At 33.1% G+C, this 19,450-nt stretch carries 19 protein-coding genes; 3 read left to right on the forward strand and 16 right to left on the reverse strand.

Annotated elements, in window-relative coordinates; all coding sequences use genetic code 11:
• Positions 1-295 precede the first annotated feature (295 nt).
• From HMPREF1984_RS04120 to HMPREF1984_RS04175, 13 genes are all read right to left on the reverse strand, one after another.
• Complete coding sequence (locus tag HMPREF1984_RS04120) at positions 296-859, reverse strand: NAD(P)H-dependent oxidoreductase (protein WP_021766644.1); 564 nt, start codon at positions 857-859, stop codon at positions 296-298.
• Positions 856-1,887: a YhcG family protein gene (locus HMPREF1984_RS04125; RefSeq protein ID WP_021766645.1), complete on the reverse strand. Its 1,032-nt coding sequence runs from the start codon at positions 1,885-1,887 to the stop codon at positions 856-858. The genes HMPREF1984_RS04120 and HMPREF1984_RS04125 overlap by 4 nt, the downstream gene beginning before the upstream one ends.
• Positions 1,888-1,937: 50 nt before the next feature.
• The gene (locus HMPREF1984_RS04130) at positions 1,938-2,429 is read right to left on the reverse strand and encodes a hypothetical protein (protein WP_198011756.1); all 492 of its coding nucleotides are present in this window, start codon (positions 2,427-2,429) and stop codon (positions 1,938-1,940) included.
• Positions 2,430-2,538: 109 nt separating this feature from the next.
• Positions 2,539-2,934: a hypothetical protein gene (locus HMPREF1984_RS04135; RefSeq protein ID WP_021766647.1), complete on the reverse strand. Its 396-nt coding sequence runs from the start codon at positions 2,932-2,934 to the stop codon at positions 2,539-2,541.
• 25 nt (positions 2,935-2,959) lie between these two features.
• On the reverse strand, positions 2,960-4,471 hold the full coding sequence (locus tag HMPREF1984_RS04140) for a 2-isopropylmalate synthase (RefSeq protein ID WP_021766648.1): 1,512 nt from the start codon (positions 4,469-4,471) through the stop codon (positions 2,960-2,962).
• A 38-nt stretch (positions 4,472-4,509) separates the two neighbouring features.
• Positions 4,510-5,199 (reverse strand): aspartate/glutamate racemase family protein, encoded by a 690-nt coding sequence (locus HMPREF1984_RS04145; RefSeq protein ID WP_198011755.1) that lies wholly within the window; start codon positions 5,197-5,199, stop codon positions 4,510-4,512.
• Positions 5,200-5,228: 29 nt separating this feature from the next.
• The gene (locus HMPREF1984_RS04150; RefSeq protein ID WP_021766650.1) at positions 5,229-5,978 is read right to left on the reverse strand and encodes a class I SAM-dependent methyltransferase; all 750 of its coding nucleotides are present in this window, start codon (positions 5,976-5,978) and stop codon (positions 5,229-5,231) included.
• A gap of 39 nt (positions 5,979-6,017) precedes the next feature.
• Positions 6,018-6,506 (reverse strand): acetolactate synthase small subunit, encoded by a 489-nt coding sequence (ilvN, locus tag HMPREF1984_RS04155; protein WP_021766651.1) that lies wholly within the window; start codon positions 6,504-6,506, stop codon positions 6,018-6,020.
• Positions 6,499-8,217, reverse strand: coding sequence for a biosynthetic-type acetolactate synthase large subunit (gene ilvB / locus HMPREF1984_RS04160; protein WP_021766652.1), 1,719 nt, complete (start codon positions 8,215-8,217; stop codon positions 6,499-6,501). Before ilvB ends, ilvN begins: the two co-directional genes overlap by 8 nt.
• A gap of 28 nt (positions 8,218-8,245) precedes the next feature.
• The gene (gene ilvA / locus HMPREF1984_RS04165) at positions 8,246-9,463 is read right to left on the reverse strand and encodes a threonine ammonia-lyase (RefSeq protein WP_036099741.1); all 1,218 of its coding nucleotides are present in this window, start codon (positions 9,461-9,463) and stop codon (positions 8,246-8,248) included.
• 60 nt (positions 9,464-9,523) lie between these two features.
• Entirely contained in the window at positions 9,524-11,203 is a 1,680-nt protein-coding gene (gene ilvD / locus HMPREF1984_RS04170; protein ID WP_021766654.1) for a dihydroxy-acid dehydratase, read from the reverse strand.
• A 180-nt stretch (positions 11,204-11,383) separates the two neighbouring features.
• Positions 11,384-11,539, reverse strand: a complete 156-nt coding sequence (locus tag HMPREF1984_RS11310; protein ID WP_156894242.1) for a hypothetical protein — start codon at positions 11,537-11,539, stop codon at positions 11,384-11,386.
• A gap of 195 nt (positions 11,540-11,734) precedes the next feature.
• Positions 11,735-12,382 carry an OmpA family protein gene (locus tag HMPREF1984_RS04175; protein WP_021766656.1) on the reverse strand — a complete coding sequence of 216 codons (648 nt, stop codon included), beginning with the start codon at positions 12,380-12,382 and terminating at the stop codon, positions 11,735-11,737.
• Positions 12,383-12,559: 177 nt separating this feature from the next.
• Between HMPREF1984_RS04175 and HMPREF1984_RS04180 the strand changes: the two genes are divergently transcribed.
• Positions 12,560-13,495: a tRNA-dihydrouridine synthase family protein gene (locus HMPREF1984_RS04180; RefSeq protein WP_021766657.1), complete on the forward strand. Its 936-nt coding sequence runs from the start codon at positions 12,560-12,562 to the stop codon at positions 13,493-13,495.
• Positions 13,496-13,650: 155 nt separating this feature from the next.
• A complete protein-coding gene (gene hydE, locus HMPREF1984_RS04185) occupies positions 13,651-14,727 on the forward strand; it encodes a [FeFe] hydrogenase H-cluster radical SAM maturase HydE (RefSeq protein WP_021766658.1) in 1,077 nt (358 codons plus the stop codon).
• A 195-nt stretch (positions 14,728-14,922) separates the two neighbouring features.
• On the opposite strand, the gene HMPREF1984_RS04190 is transcribed toward hydE, so the two are convergent.
• The 3 genes from HMPREF1984_RS04190 to guaB form a co-directional block, all read right to left on the reverse strand.
• Entirely contained in the window at positions 14,923-15,969 is a 1,047-nt protein-coding gene (locus HMPREF1984_RS04190) for a 2,3-butanediol dehydrogenase (RefSeq protein ID WP_021766659.1), read from the reverse strand.
• Positions 15,970-16,134: 165 nt separating this feature from the next.
• A complete protein-coding gene (locus HMPREF1984_RS04195) occupies positions 16,135-16,713 on the reverse strand; it encodes a hypothetical protein (RefSeq protein WP_021766660.1) in 579 nt (192 codons plus the stop codon).
• A gap of 50 nt (positions 16,714-16,763) precedes the next feature.
• Complete coding sequence (guaB, locus tag HMPREF1984_RS04200; RefSeq protein ID WP_021766661.1) at positions 16,764-18,236, reverse strand: IMP dehydrogenase; 1,473 nt, start codon at positions 18,234-18,236, stop codon at positions 16,764-16,766.
• Between the two features lie 281 nt (positions 18,237-18,517).
• On the opposite strand from guaB, the gene HMPREF1984_RS04205 reads away from it, so the two are divergent.
• Complete coding sequence (locus HMPREF1984_RS04205) at positions 18,518-19,372, forward strand: YitT family protein (RefSeq protein WP_021766663.1); 855 nt, start codon at positions 18,518-18,520, stop codon at positions 19,370-19,372.
• Positions 19,373-19,450: the final 78 nt, after the last annotated feature.

The raw sequence follows: 19,450 nt of genomic DNA on the forward strand, positions 1-19,450 counted from the left end.
CCATCTATTTAACTATTTAAGAATTTCAAAAATCAAATTTTTCTTTTTCATAATGTAAACCTTCCGATGATACTGCCTCAAAAATTAAAAAATACTGTAAAAACTACATTTATAAAATATTTATAATTTCACAATTCAAAACAGAAAATGAATTTAGAAAAAGTCAACAACCTAATTTTTCAGGTGAATTTTGACTTTTTTTATGAATGACCGTTTTGTATAAGTAAAATTCCAGTAAATGAATAAACATATTTTTCATATTTTTTCAATTTTAAGACTGTTACTTCTTTCCTTGTTAATTACTCACAAATTTCCCAACTTTTTCAAGAAATTTCTTCCTGTCTTCATCTTTTCCTTTTGCTCTCAAACTATAATGAATCCATTTTGTGTTTTTTATTCCGACTCCACCAAGATTCGCCTTTCTCATCGTCATTCCAAATCCCATTATATTTAACAAAAACTTTGGTGCTTCAGCTGTTGTAATCATTTTAGCCGATTTTATTGGTAAAAGTCCTTTTATTCCATATTTCCCACTTTCATAAGCAAATCCTCTCAACATAACTTTATCCAAAAATCCTTTTAATATCGCAGGTAACGACATCCACCAAATCGGAAAAATCAATATTAATTCATCTGTATTTTTCAAAATTTCCTGATATTTCAGAACCAAAAGATCAGCACTTTTTCCTTGCGAATACAACTCCAAATCTTTTTCAGTCATCACAGGATTGAATCCATCTTTATTTAAATCAATAACTGTGTATTTTTCTTTTGTTTCATCTAGCTTTTTCATTACTTGGTCTAAAATTGCCTTATTAAAACTTCCATCCCATGGGTGTGAGAAAATTACTGTTTTCATTTTGAAACCTCCTCTTTACTATTTATTTTAAACAGTACTTTCTGCCTTTCTATTTCATTTATTAATTCCTCTTCACTAGGCAGATAATTTATATATTTACTTGCAAAAAGATTTTTATTATCATTCAAAACTGAATACTTTATAATAGTTCTATCTGTATCCGTACAAAGAAGAAGTCCTATTGTTGGATTATCATTTTTCTGTTTTTTTAAGTCATCATACATTCTTACGTACATATCAAGTTGTCCAATATCCTGATGTGTTAATTTTCCTGTTTTTAACTCTACTATAACAAAACATTTCAAAATATAGTTATAAAATACCAAATCGATATAAAAATCTGAATTTTCTGTACGAATATGCTGTTGCCTTTCCACAAATGCAAAACCTTTTCCAAGTTCCATCATAAATTTTTGAATATCGTCTGTTAATGCTTTTTCTAATTCATTTTCTGTATAAGACATATTTGTTGGTAAATCTAGAAACTCCAAAACTACTGGATTTTTTATAAATTCTTTTGCTTGTAGTTTTTTTGTCTTCTCTTTCATTTCATTTTCGACAATTTTTTTATCAATACTTGCAACAATACGATCATAGTAGAGTGTAGATATATTCCTATCCAAAGTTCTTACAGACCACATATTTTCTGCTGCTTCCGTCAAATAAAATATTCTAGCCTTCTCATTGGAAACTCTTAAAACTTTCTGAATGTGTGTCCAAGTTAATTTGGAAATCAGTGATTTCCATTTTTCATAATCTGAAAATAGTACATAAAACTGTCTAATATTCCGAATATTTCTTTCTCCAAAACCTTTTCCAAATTCTTCTGTCAATTCTTTTGATAAATTTTTGATAATTTCTTTCCCGTATTCAGCTCTTTCTTTTCCTCGCTGTTCTTCTTCTACAATTCTTCTTCCAATTTCCCAATATGCTTCCACCATAGCCGAATTTATAGCAGTATATGCTTTTTGTCTAGCATTTTTAAGTATTTCTTTCACTTCATTAATATAGTTATTTGAAACCTCCATCAAAATCCCCCTCTTTTTTTAATTGCTGTAAAGTCTATTTATTCAATTTTTTATAGTCCTCTAATCCATTTTTCTACATGATCAGCCACAATATCATTATTTAAATTCTGAAATATAAAATGATTATTCCCAAAAATACCTTCTTTTGGAAGTTCAAATAAAACTGAATTTCCGCCTTCATCATTGTAATTTTTTACAAAATTTTTACATTTTTCCAATCTTTCCTGCCAAATTGGAGTTGATAAAATTTTAGGATCTCCATTTTCAATGTAATCACCAAAATAAAATGCTATAGGTATTTTTTGTGCCAATAATTCTTTGTATTCTATACTATTTTCTGCTGCAGGTCCACCAGGTTCAATTGCAACTATTGCTTTTATATTTTTGGTATAAACAGGTGCTAACCAACCTGGAGATCCTCCTTGAGAATGACTAATAATTATAGATTTTTTACCTGTTCTCTTGTATACTTCATCAATAGTGGCAGCAAGAGCCTTAGCAACAACTTCCTTATTAAAATCAAGTCCCCTGTCAGATTTCATTCCTGTATCAGGAGTCATTTGTCTGAAAAATTGGTCAATTGAGTATTCATCGTCTAAAAATTGCTAGTTTGTATTTAAAACTACCCTATATAAATCAATATTTTTTTATTTACTCTTTTACTTTCAAAACTAAAGGATTTCCAAAAACAAAATATAGATTCATCACTATAACAAATAAAATCATATATAAAAAACCTTTACTAGCTTCTATTTTTAGTTTTATTTTCAAGAAAACTCCAAGTAATGAAATTATAACTAAACATACAAAAAGTAAATATACCCTATAATTTTGTTTTATTTCAATTTCTGTAACTTCTTTTTCAATATTTATTTTTTGTTTAGAACTTTTAAAATACAAAGTTCGTACTTTAATTGTATGTTCTCCATAATCTACATTTTCAATTTCTTTTTTATTTTCTTTAAATTTTATAACTTTATCATCCAGAAAAAAATTCATTGAAGTATTTTTTTTACCTGATTTATCATTTATAACCAATTTAGGCATAATTTCTCACCTCTTCAAAAGAAAACTATTTATTATAAAGTCTATTTATCCCATTAATATAAGCCTTAATACTAGCCTCAACCACATCTGTACTTTGTCCTCTACCGATAAATCTGTTCCCATCTTTTTCAATTATAACAACAACTTGCGCTTGTGCATCTGTATCCCCTGTAATTGCTTCCAATTTATATTCTTCTAAGACAAAAGTGTCATTCACTGCTAAATTTACTGCATTGTAAGCTGCATCAACTGGTCCATCTCCAAGTGCTTCTTTGACCAATTTTTCTCCATCTAAGTCAATTGTAACTGTAGCTTTTGGTTTTTTACCTTCCTGTCTTGAAATTTCAAAGTGCTCTAATTTTATTCTTCCTTCAATTTTTGCCGCATCTCCAGCAACTAATGCAATAATATCCTCATCTAAAACATATTTTTTCTTGTCTGCTAATGTTTTAAACTGTGAAAATAATTGCTCTACCCTGTCACTTCCAACATGATCAAATCCTAAAGATTCCAACTTTTGTATAAAAGCGTGTTTTCCTGAATGTTTTCCAAGTACCAAGCTATCTGGATTTCTTCCTACAGATTCAGGACTCATAATTTCGTAAGTTTCAGGATTTGCTAAAACTCCGTGCTGATGGATTCCTGACTCATGTGCAAAAGCATTTGCTCCAACGATTGCCTTATTTGGCTGTGTTGTAACCCCTGTCAAAAGACTTACTAATTTACTTGTCGGATAAATTTGTTTTGAATCAATATTTGTGTAATATTCTTCAAATAAATCTTTTCTTGTTTTCAAAATCATTGCAATTTCTTCAAGCGAAGTATTTCCAGCTCTTTCTCCAAGTCCGTTAATTGTACATTCAATTTGAGTTGCCCCAGCTTGAATTGCCGCAACTGAATTTGCTACAGAAAGTCCCAAATCATCGTGACAATGCACAGAAATATCAACATTTTCAATTCCTTTTACATTTTTTCTCAAATAAGTTATAAGTTCAAACATTTCATTTGGAGTTCTGTAACCTACAGTATCAGGTACATTCAATGTAGTTGCTCCAGCTTTTATAGCTGTTTCATACACCTCTACCAAAAATTCTTTTTCTGTTCTAGTCGCATCTTCTGAAGAAAACTCAACATCCTCTACAAATGTCTTAGCATAAGCAACCATTTCTCTTGCTCTTTCCACAATCTGCTCTTTTGTCATTTTCAACTTAAATTCCCTATGAATAGGCGAAGTTGCAATAAATGTATGAATTCTAGGTTTTGCCGCACCCTTTAAAGCCTTTCCTGCTGTTTCAATATCCTTTTTCACTGCACGGGCTAAACTGCAGACTGTAGAATTTTTAACATTTTCCGCAATCATTTTAACCGCTTCAAAATCTCCAGGTGACGCTACAGCAAATCCAGCTTCAATTATGTCTACTCCCAGACTTTCAAGCTGTTTTGCAATTCTCAATTTTTCCTGTGCGTTAAGGTTCACACGTGGTGTCTGTTCTCCATCCCGCAGAGTTGTATCGAATATTTTAATATGTTTTTTCATTGTCTCCTCCTTATTAGGTAATACTCTTCATTTTATTTTTATTTTATAGAATACATTGCCGCCTGCTCTGCATGAATAATCGCTGTATCAAATAATGGAACATCAGTATCTTCATTTTTTATAAGAAGCCCTATTTCAGTACATCCTAATATTATACCTTCTGCTCCTTTACTTCTTAGCTTATCAACAATTTCTAAAAATTTTTTTTTTGAATTAAAATTTATGGTTCCAAGACAAAGTTCGTCATATATTACTTCATTTATAGTTTCTATGTCATTCTTATCAGGAATTATAACATTTATACCCTTTTCAATAAGTTTTGATTTGTAAAAATCCTGTTCCATCGTATATTTTGTTCCAAGCAATGCTATATTTTTTAATCCTTTTTCTAATATTTTCTCTGCTGTCATTTCAGCAATATGCAATATTGGAATGGAGATTTTTTCTTTAATTTGGTTAACAACCTTGTGCATTGTATTTGTGCAGATAACTATGAAATCTGCTCCCGCTTTTTCCAAATTATATGCAGCTTCTCCCAAGATTTCTCCACTTTTTTCCCAGTTGCCATTTGCCTGACATTCTTCTATTTCCTGGAAATCCACACTATATAATATACATTTAGCCGAATGAAGTCCACCAAGTTTTTCTTTCACAGTTTCATTTATTATTTTATAATAAGTTGCTGTACTTTCCCAGCTCATTCCTCCTATTAGCCCTATTGTTTTCAAATTCATCTTCCTCTCAAAATAAAGATTCTCTATTCCTTCACAGCCTCAAATCTCAATCTGACATAATCCGCCAGTATTTGTCCATTTTCATTTTTTTCAAGTTCATTTTCTACTTTTTCAGCTATTTCATCAATCAATTTCTCGTGCATCTCTTTTGGAATATTCACAAAAGCAGGTGCAGAAAAGGTTTGTAGCCATCCTTTTATTCCAGTAGGAAGTAAGGTTGGACGCGAAAAACTTGTCATTCTTTTTACTTTCAGTCCATATCTTTCAAGTAATTCCTTTTCTTCTTCCGGAGTTGGAAAAAACCAGCATTTTTTAGCTTTTAAATTGTGTTTCTCTGCAATTTCAAAAATTGCATTTTCTATTGTTTCCACATTCCCCTTGCAGCCCATTTCAACTACAAAGCGTCCACTTTTCTTTAAAGCTTTGGACACACTTTTTAGCACTCCATCGTAATCAGTCATCCAATGTAATGCCGCATTGGAAAAAATTGCATCAAATTCATTTTCAAAATTCATATTCTGTGCATCGCCTTGTACTGCATCTATTCCCAATTTTCCAGCTGCTTCAATAAATTTCTGACTTCCATCCAACCCTAAGACTTTGCATCCGTATTCACTAATTTTTTTAGTCAATACTCCGTCTCCACAGCCCAAATCCAATATATATTCATTTTTTTGAGGATTTAGCCATTCTATCAGTTCTTCACCATAATCAGAAACAAAGCGTGCATTTTTCTCATATTTTTCTTTTTCCCAATGCTGACTTATACTCATTTCAGTATCTCCTTTATATACTTTTTATTTTAAAAAATATTACATTTTTTCCCCTCTGCTCATTGCAGTGACTCCTGTTTTTGCCATTTCCAGTATTCCATAATTTCTCATTATTTCCACAAATCCCCTCAGTTTCTGCACATCTCCTGTAAGTTCTATTATTAGGGAAGTTGGAGATACGTCAAGTACCTTTCCTCTATAAATATCAGCTATCTGAACAATCTGTGCCCTTGTTTCACTGTCAGATTTCACCTTTATAAGCATAAGTTCCCTTCTTATTACACCTTCTGAAGGAAATACTTTCACTTTTACTACATCAACTATTTTATACACCTGTTTCTGTATCTGGTCAAGCGATTTTGAATCTCCGTCTACAGTAAGTGTCAGTCTTGCATATCCAGGTTTATTTGTAACTCCCGCTGTCATTTTATTTACAAAATATCCTCTTCTGTTAAATAATGACATTATTCTGGCAACTATTCCGTTAGTATTTTTTGCAATTATAAGAATTTCGTGTTCCTTATTCATTTTCAAGCACCCCTCTCTTACCTACCATCTGAGCTACACTTGTTCCTGCCGGTATCATCGGATATACATTTTCTTCCTTTTCAACTATGCAGTTTATCAATACTCCCTCATCACTCTCTATAAGCCCTTTAAGTTTATTTTTCAAGTCTTCCTTTGTTCTCAATGTTACCGACTTAATTCCGTATGCTTCACCAATTTTTATAAAATCAGGATTATAGTCAAGATTAACAAATGAATATCTCCTGTCATTGAATATTTCCTGCCACTGTCTTACCATTCCAAGGAATGAGTTATTTATAAGCAGTACTTTTACCGGAAGATTATACTGTTTTATCATCATAAGTTCCTGGAATGTCATCTGGAATCCTCCATCACCCACAACAAGCACTACTTTTCTATCAGGCTTTGCCACCTGGGCACCTATTGCCGCAGGAAGTCCAAATCCCATAGTTCCAGCTCCTCCTGATGTCACAATCGAATCAGGGTTTGTATAAGTCATGTACTGTGCTGTCCACATCTGATGCTGTCCAACATCTGTTACAACTATTCCGTCTCCCTTAAGGATATTATCCAGTTCTGAAAGAACTTCCTGAGGAATAAGTTTGTCATCTCCCACTTTTCTATAAACAAGAGGATATTCCTTTTTCCAGACTTTAACTTTTTCCAGCCATTCATCATGTTTTAACTGTGTCAGTTCCTTATTCAGTTCAGTTAAAACATTTTTCAGATCTCCTACTATTGGCACATCTACCTTTTTATTTTTTTCTATTTCAGCAGGATCAATGTCTATATGTAATATTTTTGCTTTTGGACAGAATTTATCAGGATTTCCTGTAATCCTGTCATCAAATCTTATTCCTGCCGCAATTATAAGATCTGCTTCATCTGTTGCATAGTTTGCATAAACTGTTCCATGCATTCCAAGCATTCCTAATGACAGTTCATGATTTCCTGGAAATCCTCCAAGTCCAAGTAATGTCATTGTTACAGGAGCATCTATCCTTTCAGCAAATTCCTTCAGGCATCCTGATGCCTTTGATTTTAAAATTCCTGCTCCTGCTATAATTAAAGGCTTTTTAGATTCCTTTATTAACCTTACAGCCCTTTTTATCTGGCCTGGATGCCCCTTATATGTAGGATCATACCCTTCCAGTCTAAATTCTTTTTCATATAATTTTTCAAAGTCCTGATATGTTATTTTCTGTAATTGAACATCTCTAGGAATATCAACGAGAACCGGTCCTGGTCTACCTGTTGAAGCAATATAGTAAGCTTCCTTCAGAATTCTTGGCAAGTCCTCTATATTCTGTACGAGATAATTCATTTTTGTAATAGGTAGTGTTATTCCCACTATGTCACTTTCCTGAAATGCATCTTTTCCCAATAACGAACTGCCTACCTGCCCAGTTATTGCAAGTACGGGAACAGAATCCATGTGTGCCGTCATTATTCCCGTAACAAGATTTGTTGCTCCCGGCCCTGAAGTGGCAAGGCATACTCCTACTTTCCCGGATACCCTTGCATATCCGTCAGCCTCATGGGCGGCCCCTTGCTCATGTCTTGCAAAATAATGTTTTATTTTGTCAAATTTGTAAATTTCATCATAAATAGGTATTACTGCACCTCCCGGATATCCAAATATATCCTCTACACCTAGTCTGTGCAGACATTCCAGTACTACTCTGGCTCCATTAATCATTTCACTGCTCATTTTCCAACCGCCTTTCTTCTTTCATTCTTTATTCTATTTCCTGAGAATTCAGTCTTTTAACAACATATCCCTTCTTATTAAATTCCTCTATTATTTTCTGAATATGTTCTTCACCGTTTGTTTCAACTGTTACCTGCAGTTCCACATCATGAAATCTGTTAAGATTTTTAAACTGGTTATGATCAAGTCTTATAACGTTGGCATTATTTTCAGAAAGAATTTGCGATACAGCAACCAGCTGTCCTGGTTTATCCGGCAAGTCAACTGAGAATCTGAATATTCTTCCTCTAACAACAAGCCCTTTATTTATCATGGAAGAAATAGTTAACACATCAATATTTCCTCCACTTAAAATTGAAACAATTTTCTTTCCTTTTTCATTAATTTTTCTAAGTGCCGCAACTGAAAGAACTCCTGCATTTTCTGCAACAATTTTATGTTTTTCAACTAACAGAAGGAAGGATTCCATAAGTTCATAGTCAGAAACTGTAATTATATCATCTACATATTTTTTTATATAATCATAGTTTAAATCCCCTATTCTTCTGACAGCTGTACCATCTGCTATTGTATTTACTTCAGGCAGTTCCACAACTTCCCCATTTTTTAAAGCCGCTGTTGCCGAAGCCGCCCCTTCAGGTTCCACTCCAATTATCTTTATCATTGGGTTTTTCAGTTTTGCCGCAAGTGCAATTCCGGAAATAAGTCCTCCCCCTCCAAGAGGAACAAGAATTATATCAGTATCCGGCAATTCCTCCAGCACTTCAAGTGCAATAGTTCCCTGTCCTTCCACAACATCATCATCATTAAAGGGATGAATAAATACATATCCTTCCTTTTCCTGCAATTCTTTAGCATAATTATATGCATCATCATATGCTTCTCCGGCCAGAATAACTTCTGCACCATACTGACGGGTTGCTTCCACCTTTATAAGCGGTGTATATTTAGGCATTACAATGACCGCCTTAATACCAAGTTTCTGTGCGGCAAGTGCCACCCCCTGAGCATGATTTCCTGCAGAAGAAGCTATAACCCCCTTCTTTTTTTCTTCTTCTGTAAGTTTTGCTATTTTGTTATAGGCCCCTCTTAACTTAAACGAACCTGTTCTCTGTAAATTTTCAGGTTTAATATAAACGTCATTCCCTGTTTCTTTTGAAAAAACCGAACTGTGAATTAATTTTGTCTTGGTAATCACAGTATTCAATCTTTCCCTTGCCTCCATAAAATCATAAAGTTTATGCAATTCTTTCACCTTCTCCATCTTTTTCTTTTTTCAGTTTCCTATTTAAAAATCCATCACACATTAATCTAATATTTCAATTGCACCTTCTGCAGCAGAAGACACATGCATAGCATATTTTTTCAGATATCCTTTTACTTCAATTTTAAATGGTTCTAACTTAGCTTTTCTAGCTTCAATTTCTTCATCTGAAATTTTTATATTAATTTTTCTGTTTGGAATATCAATTTCAACAATATCTCCATCCTGAACTATTGCAATATTTCCACCTGAAGCGGCTTCCGGTGAAACGTGACCTATTGAAGCCCCTCTTGTTGCTCCTGAGAATCTTCCGTCAGTAATCAATGCAACATCCTTATCAAGTCCCATTCCTGCAATCATTGCTGTTGGTGATAACATTTCCCTCATTCCAGGTCCACCTTTTGGTCCTTCGTATCTAATAACTACCACATCTCCAGCTACAATTTTTCCACCGACAATGGCATCTACCGCTTCTTCTTCACTATTAAATACTTTCGCAGGTCCTGAATGCTGCAGCATATCCGGTGCAACAGCTCCTTCTTTTACAACGCATCCGTCCGGTGCCAGATTTCCTTTTAATACAGCAATTCCTCCAGTTTGATACGCCGGCTTGTCCCAAGGCTTGATTACATCATCATCGTTAATATACGCTTCCCTTGCCAGTTCTCCTTGAGTCTGAAGTGCTACCGTCTTGGCATTTTCATGTAATCTTCCATTTTCAAGCATTCTTTTCATAACTCCAGTAACTCCTCCGGCTCTGTATAAATCTTCTATAAAATGCTCTCCGGAAGGTGATAACTTACAAATTTGACGTGTTTTCTGAGCTATTTCATTGAAATCATCCAAAGTCAGCTTAACTCCCGCTTCATGTGCTATTGCAGGTAAATGTAACGCCGTATTTGATGATCCACCTAATGCCATGTCTACTGCAACTGCATTTTCAAATGCTTCCCTTGTTAAAATATCACTTGGTCTTAAATCTGCTTTTAAAACTTCCATAATTTGCATACCTGCTTTTTTAGCAAGTCTTGCCCTTTCTGAAAATACTGCAGGAACAGTTCCATTTCCAGGAAGTCCCATTCCAAGTGCTTCTGTCAGACAGTTCATTGTGTTTGCTGTATACATTCCTGCACATGAACCACATGTAGGACACGCCATTTCTTCAACTGAATTCAGTTCCTTTTTAGTAATTTTTCCGGTATTATATGAACCAACTGCTTCAAATACATTACTTAACCCTATTTTCTTACCTTTGTAGACTCCTGCAAGCATCGCCCCCCCGCTTATAAATATTGCAGGAATATTCAATCTTGCCGCGGCAATCAACATTCCAGGTACCACTTTATCGCAGCTTGGCATAAATACAATTGCATCAAACGGAGTTGCCATGGCAACTGCTTCAATCGAATCTGCAACTATATTTCTTGTTACCAGTGAATATTTCATCCCAATATGGTTCATTGCAAGTCCGTCACAAATTCCAATTGTATTAAATTCCATTGGAACTCCTCCAGCCATTCTGATTCCATCTTTTACCGATTGAACCAGATCCTTCAAATGAACATGTCCAGGTATTATTTCATTAAATGAATTCGCAATCCCAATTATCGGTTTATCCATTTCATCATTTACAAACCCCAATCCCTTTAACAATGATCTATGTGGTGCCCTCGCCGCACCTTTTGTCAAGTTGTTACTTCTTTCTTTTCCTTTTGCTGTCATCGATTTCACTCTCCTAATTTTATTTAATCCTTAATTTTTTAACAGAATATTTTCTAAAATAAAAGGCGATCTGTTTTCAAATCGCCTTAAAAAGTCTATAATTAAGATTTATATTTCCTAAGATTTTTTTGGAATAACTGCAATTCATGTTTTTATATTACGAGTATATTATTAACAATTTTAATAATAGTCTTTTCTCATTATTACTGATTCCATTTCAAAATCATTCCTGGAAACTTTCAAGGCTGAAAATTGTAATTTTTTCACGACTATGAGTCCTAGAATTTGAATATTAATTATGAGTAATAATATGACTAAAATTAATGTTAATGACATTTTTTCCTCCTTCATTTCATGAATTTTCAAATTATTTACTAGATTATTGTATCAAAAATAACTATTAATGTAAAATATAGGTTTTTTATATCATTTATATATATCATAAATTATTATATTCCTTGTTTTTCTAGACTTCTAAAACATAAAAACTACCTGGAAATATTTCCGGGTAGTCTCGATATATTATTATTATTACTGTTCTCTAGCTACTACTTTTATTTCAACTCTTCTATTTTGTGCTCTTCCAGCTTCTGTAGAATTACTTGCTATTGGCTGTCTGCTTCCATATCCAACAGAAGTTATTCTTGAACTTTTTACTCCTTTTGAGATTAAGTAAGATGATACAGAAGAAGCTCTGTTTCTTGAAAGAGGTTCGTTTATCGAATCATTTCCAGTGCTGTCAGTATGTCCTGAAACAATTATATCACTATCAGGATATTTTTGTAAAACTTCAGCTACTTTATCAAGCAGATCTTCAAATTTTGGCTTTATTATACTGCTGTTTGTATCAAATGTGATATTTTCAGGAGCTACAAGTTTTATTTCCCCTTGCCCTGTTCTTTCAACTTCTACACCTGAACCTTTTAATTTAGTCTTCAACTCTTTCTCCTGTCTGTCAAAGATATTTCCTATAACTGCTCCTACTGCTGCCCCTCCAGCTGTTCCTATAACTGTTCCTTTTGTATCTTTTCCTATTACCTGTCCTAATACAGCACCTGCCGCAGCTCCTATTCCGGCACCTACTCCTGTCTTACTTACTTTTGTTGTTCCATCACTTGCTGTTGTACAAGATACCACAAGTAACATTGATAACATAAATATTGTTAATAACTTTTTCATTTTTATCCCTCCTAATGTTTATTATTTTACTTGATGAAAGTATATTCTACAATTACATCCTTTTCTGTTTGTTTTAACTTTGAAATCAATTTGTTGTTGTAATTCCCTTTAAACATGATATAATAATGGCTGCATTACTATAAGCTGTAATTGTAAAATTAAAGGAGAAAAACTTTTATGAAAATATATGTTGCACCAATGGCAGGAATTACCGACTATTCCTTTAGAAAAATACTGGAAAAATTTAATCCTGATTTTCTTTTTACTGAAATGGTAAATGCACATCTTCTTGCCGCCAATGATAAAACCACAGAAAAAGAACTTTTGAAATGTGATAATTTCCAAAATACAGGAACACAGGTTTTCGGAAGTGACGAAGAAGAAATTGTATTTTCATTTCAGAAGCTTGAAAAAATGGGCTTTAAAAAAATCAATCTTAATATGGGATGTCCCCAGCCAAAAATTATAAAAAATGGCTCAGGTTCTGCACTGCTTCCCAATACTGAATTTGTTGAGAAAATTTTATACAGATTGAAAAATACTTTATCAGACAGTACAAAAATTTCAATAAAAATACGTATAGGATATAAAGATTTTTCTAATCCCGAATTCTATTTAAATCTTGCAAATAAATATAACCTTGATTTCATCTGTGTTCATGGGCGTACACAGGAACAAATTTATGGTGGAAGTGCCAACTGGGACATTGTCAGTCAGCTTTCTTCTCTTCCAAGAAACACTGATTTTATCGGAAATGGTGATTTATTTGAACCGCATGATATAATTCAGAAAATAAAAAATTCAAACTTGGATGGAACCATGCTTGCACGTGGAATTGTTGGAAATCCATGGATTATTTCTCAAATAAGGGAACTTATTCAGCAGGGAAAAATTTCATCTATTCCTGATTTTCTTGAAATAAAGTCCACTCTTTTAGAACATTTGGAACTTTTATCAGAAAATAAGGGGTCAATAACTGCATCCATGGAAATAAATAAATTTATAAAGCCTTATTTCAAGCCTTTTCATAGTGAAAAACTAACTGAAAAACTTAATAGAATTATTGTTGAAAAAAATCTTAAAAATAAAATTGAGTTAATTTCTTCGTTATAAAAATTTTAATTAATTTTCTATTTTTAACCAAAGATTTTTATAAATTCTATATATTAAAACTTTGAAGAACAAATAAATATTGACTTTTTTCTACTATTTACTTTTTAAAAAAATAAGATATACTAGTATTAGACTATATTAGGAGGTTAAATATTATGGACAGGGAAAACTCATCTACAAATAATAACAGCAGAATAAGGGAGCTTATTTCCCGTCTTGATACGGAACATCGATTAAGTCTTTCTGAATATGAGGAAGTTTTAAAAAACCGTACAGAAGAGGATGAAAAATTTGCACAGGAACTGGCTGTTAAATGGAGAAAAAAAATTTATGGAAACGGAGTCTACACAAGAGGACTTATAGAATTTACAAATTATTGTAAAAATAATTGCCATTACTGTGGTATTCAAAGCTCAAATCACGAAGTTGAAAGATATCGTCTTACTAAGGAAGACATCCTTTCCTGCTGCGAAGAAGGTTATAGGCTGGGATTTCGTACTTTTGTACTGCAGGGTGGGGAAGATCCCTATTTTACTGATGAGAGGATGGTAGATATAATAAAATCCATCCGGAAAAATTATCCTGACTGTGCTATTACAATATCCATCGGTGAAAGAACAAAAGAATCCTATAAAGCTTTTTTTGATGCAGGAGCAGACAGATATCTCCTCCGTCATGAAACAGCAGACAGGGAGCATTATAATATTTTACATCCTAAGGAACTTTCATTTGATAAACGTAGGGAATGTCTAGGATATCTCAAGGAAATAGGATATCAGGTGGGATGCGGATTTATGGTGGGTTCTCCTGGGCAGACTTACCATACTCTTGCTGAAGATTTATACTTCATACAGGAATTTCAGCCTGAAATGTGTGGTATCGGACCTTTTATTCCACAGCATTCCACAATTTTTGCAGATAAAAAACAGGGTGAATTGTCAGAAACTCTTTTTCTTCTTTCACTTTTAAGATTGATTAAGCCAAACTTGCTCATTCCATCTACTACTGCCCTCGGAACTATTCATCCGCGTGGACGTGAAATGGGAATTGATGCAGGAGCAAATGTTGTTATGCCAAATTTGTCCCCTGTTTCAGTCAGAAAAAAATATGCACTCTATGATAATAAAATATGTACAGGAGATGAATCTGCACAGTGTAGAAGCTGTCTCAATCAGAGAATGTCCTCCATAGGATATGAACTTGTTACTAATCGTGGAGATATAAAAAAATAAATTTAGAAATTGTACTGTTATACTGCACCCAAAATCTTTGATACAAGATTAGAGGTGCAGTTTTTTATGAGCAAATTAACAGTTTTCCATTTTACCAGTTTCAATATAAAAAGAACATATACTTATCCAATAAACTCGTCTATATTGAATTAAGCATATGTTCCATAAAATAATTTCTATTTAACTTTTATTTGACTATTTAGGCGATACTAAAATCTTAACTTGACTTTTTTCTTTTACAAGAGCTTCAAATCCTTCTTCAACTATATCATCTAATTTAATTCTTTTAGTTACAAGAAGATCTTTAGAGAAGTATCCTTGTCCCATTAATTCAAGAACTTTAGGGAATACATCACGGTAAGCAATAACTCCTTTCATTGTTTTTTCCTGAATTACTATTTCATTTGGATGAATTGTTGCAGGTTTTTCCCAAATACTTACAACTACAAGTTCTCCTCCTTTTTCTGCAACTTCAAGAGATTGTGGAAGTACTACTGGAACTCCTGTTACTTCAAATGATACGTTAACTCCTCCATTAGTTTGTTTTCTAATTGATTCTACAGCATCTTCTTTTGCAGGATCTACTATTATTGCTCCTAATTCTTTTGCTTTTGCTTGACGTTCAGGTGATAATTCTACTGCATATATTCTTGATGCCCCTGCCGCTCTTAATGCATCTATAACCAATAATCCTATAGGACCGCAACCAAATACTGCTGCTGTATCCCCGGCTTTTATTCTACTTTGTCTTACAGCATATAATCCAACTGCTGCCGGTTCTGTTAAAGCTCCTTGTTCAAAATCTACATTTTCTGGTAATTTGTGAGCCTGATCCTCATTTACAACAACGTATTCAGAGAATCCTCCTCCTCCACCAGCTAATCCTATGAAGTTTAAGTTAGGATCTAAGTTGTATTTCCCTTTTAATCCGTCTTTTGCGTGGATTGGTTCTACAGTAACTCTATCTCCAACTTTAAATTTAGTTATTTCAGGACCAACTTCTACAACTTCTCCTGAAAATTCGTGTCCCATAACTAAAGGGGCTTTTTCTCCTGTATATGGATGTGGTTTATCTACCGGAATAAAAATAGGTCCTCCCAAATATTCATGCAAATCACTTCCACAGATTCCGCAGTATTTCACTTCAATCTTAATTTGATTTGCTTTTGGTTGAGGTATTTCCAGTTCTTCAACCCTTACATCATTTCTGTTGTGCCATCTAGCCGCTTTCATTTTTGCCATTTACATCGCCTCCTATATTTATCTTCATATATTATACCTTTATTTCTACTTATTTCAATAGTAAAATTTAAAAATTTTTAAAGTTATTTTTTTCATCAATTTAAACATTTGATTTTTCTTATAAAACTGTATTTCTTAAAAAAAGAAAATACAATTTTATATTAATTAAAAATTATCTACTGCTTTTTTCTGTTCCTCTGTAAGAACACTTCTAATTTTTTCGTTTCTTTCTGCTCTAAGTCTTTCGAATTCTTTTGAAAAATCTTCTTCAGACATGAATTTTTCCTTAAGTTTTCTAACTTCCCTCTTAAAATCCCTGTCATATTTCAAAATATCTGCCTTCTGCTCATTCTTTAATTCTAAATTATCCAGCAAGTTTTTGATTTTATCATTTTTTTCTTCAAATTCGATTTTTTTACTGTTTATATAGTCATTATACAGTAAAAGCTGGTCATATGATAAAATTTTTGCTATTTCTTCATATCTTTTGCTTTCTATTTCTGATAATTTTTCTTTTTTCGTTTCATACTTTTTAAGCATTCCGTTTACACCTTCTGCTCTTTTCTGATATCTGTCAAACACTTTTGAAAGCTGTTTCTGCTGTTGTGAAGTTGCATTAACAGCCTTATAGATTTCAGCCTTTGAGATTTTCACAGTATAAACTTTCTGGTAATAGTCTTCATATGAATATAGAAAACTGTTTATGCTCAACATTAATGCACATAAAAATAATATTTTTTTCATATATCGCCTCATTTATAATAATTTTTTTATTATTATAACATTTTTTTCAATTATTTTGTAGAGTTATAATTCGGAGCTTCTTTTGTTATTATAACATCATGTGGATGGCTTTCCTTCAATCCTGCATTTGTTATTCTTACAAATTTTCCATTTTCTTTTAACTCTTTAATTGTAGGTGTTCCGCAATATCCCATTCCAGATCTTAATCCACCGCACATTTGATATACTGTATCCTTCAATGCCCCTTTAAATGGAACCATTGATTCTATTCCTTCAGGAACTAATTTCTCTGTTGCAGATTCAAGCTGGAAGTATCTGTCGCTGCTTCCTCTCTTCATTGCAGCAAGTGATCCCATTCCTGCATATGTTTTGTATTTTCTTCCGTTATAAAGAATTTCTTCTCCAGGTGCTTCCTGAGTACCTGCCAGAATTCCTCCAAGCATTACGCAATCTGCTCCTGCCGCTATTGCCTTCACAATATCCCCTGAAAGTTTTATTCCACCATCGGCTATTACTCCTACGCCTTTTTCCTTACATACATCTGCCACTTCCATTACAGCAGTAATTTGTGGAACTCCAACTCCTGCAACAACTCTCGTAGTACAGATTGACCCAGGTCCAACCCCTACTTTTACTGCATTTACTCCTGCATCTATAAGTGCAAGTGCAGCTTCTTTCGTAACTATATTTCCACCAATCAGGTCAAGATCAGGGAATGTTTTTCTTATTTCCCTTATTCTTTCTACCACTCCTCTTGAATGTCCGTGAGCTGAATCCACTGTTATTATGTCAACTCCGGCATCTATAAGAGCCTGTATTCTTTTAATTGTATCACTTCCGATTCCTACAGCCGCTCCAACTCTCAATCTTCCATGAGAATCTTTACATGCGTTAGGATAATTTATTATGTTATCAATATCCTTTATTGTAATTAAACCTTTCAGTTTATTCCCCTCTACAATTGGAAGTTTTTCTATTCTATGTTCAAGAAGAATTGATTTTGCTTCTTCAAGAGTAGTTCCTACAGGTGCTGTTACAAGATTTTCCTTTGTCATTATATCTGTAACTTTTACTGATAAGTCTTCTCTGTACTTTAAATCTCTGTTGGTAATAATTCCCTTTAAACTACCTTCTCCATCCACAATAGGCAATCCTGAAATTTTGTATTCCTTCATCAGATTATTTGCTTCCTGCAATATTGCATCTTCCCTTAAAGTTATCGGATTAGTAATCATACCGCTTTCATATCTTTTTACCTTTTGAACTTCCTCAGCCTGTCTTTCAATAGTCATATTCTTATGAATAAAACCTATTCCACCTTCCCTTGCTATTGCTATGGCAAGAACAGCTTCAGTTACCGTATCCATAGCCGCACTCATAATAGGGATATTCAGTTCCAGTTTTTCTGTAACCTTTGTTTTTAGTGACACTTCGTGAGGTAATACTTCAGATGCCTGAGGAATTAACAATACATCATCAAATGTCAGACCTTCAGAAATTACAATTTTGTCTTTTTGACTCATTTCAAAATCCTCCTTCTTATTTTTTCTATTTTCAGTTGATAAATATTTTTAATATGAATAAAAAAAATATATTGATATGTTAATAAAATTATATCATTCTATCACAATTTTATCAATAATTTCAATTATTTTTCCAATATTTCCTATTCATTTTTTTTATACTTTTCCCATAATATTTTTTACCAAAGTTATAATTAAAAGAAATTTATCTTGACATCAATAACACAAATCATTATAATAGAGCAGAATAATTTTATAGAAATAGGAGATTTGAAAAGAAAATGAAATACAACATTATAAAAACTATAAAAGAATATGCGGTTATTACACTTGGTGTATTCATATTATCAGTCGGGCTGCAATTTTTCTTTTTCCCGAATAAAATAGCCAGTGGAGGAATTACAGGGTTTGCCCTGATTATGACCCACATGTTTAATATACCCAGCAGTATTGTTGTTACAATTGGTAACGTCATATTATTTTCCATGGCATTTGTAATGATAAGTGGCCAATTTGGAATTAAGAGCATTTATGCGACTATACTTTTATCACTTTTTTTAGGAATATTTGAAAAATTTGCTCCTAATCAGGCTTTTACAGATGACTTAATATTAGCAACTATATTCGGTAGTGTTTTTGCGGCTGTCGGAACTGCGATGCTTTATATGTTTGAAGCTTCGACTGGAGGAACTTCAATAATTGGAAGAATTATCCAGAAATATTTCCACATAGGATACGGAATGTCTAATTTTATGGTAGACGCCACTGTTACAATTCTTGCCATGTTTTCCTTCGGTATTGAATTGGCGCTTGTAGGTTTATTGAGTGTCTATTTTTCAGGTTTTTTAACTGACAAATTGATTGACGGATTTTACTCAAGTAAACAGGTTATGGTAATAACATCACAGAAAGACCTTGTTATAAACTACATTCTGAAGGACTTTGACAGAGGATGTACAATCCTTAAAGCAGTCGGAGGATATTCAGGGGCAGAAAGAGATATTCTTCTTGTTATACTTGACAGAAGGCAGTTTATTGCACTAAGAAAATTTTTAAAGGAAAATGATCCACGTGCCTTCGTAACAGTTACAGAAACTTCGAAAGTTTTTGGGGAAGGATTTAATCAGCTGCATTAAAAATTAACAATATCAAGCAAAAAAATAATAGTTATTCATTTATCAAAATTTTACTCATATAAAACAGTCATTCATTAA

The organism is Leptotrichia sp. oral taxon 215 str. W9775, assembly GCF_000469505.1.
In the GTDB taxonomy this organism is placed as follows: Bacteria; Fusobacteriota; Fusobacteriia; order Fusobacteriales; family Leptotrichiaceae; genus Leptotrichia_A.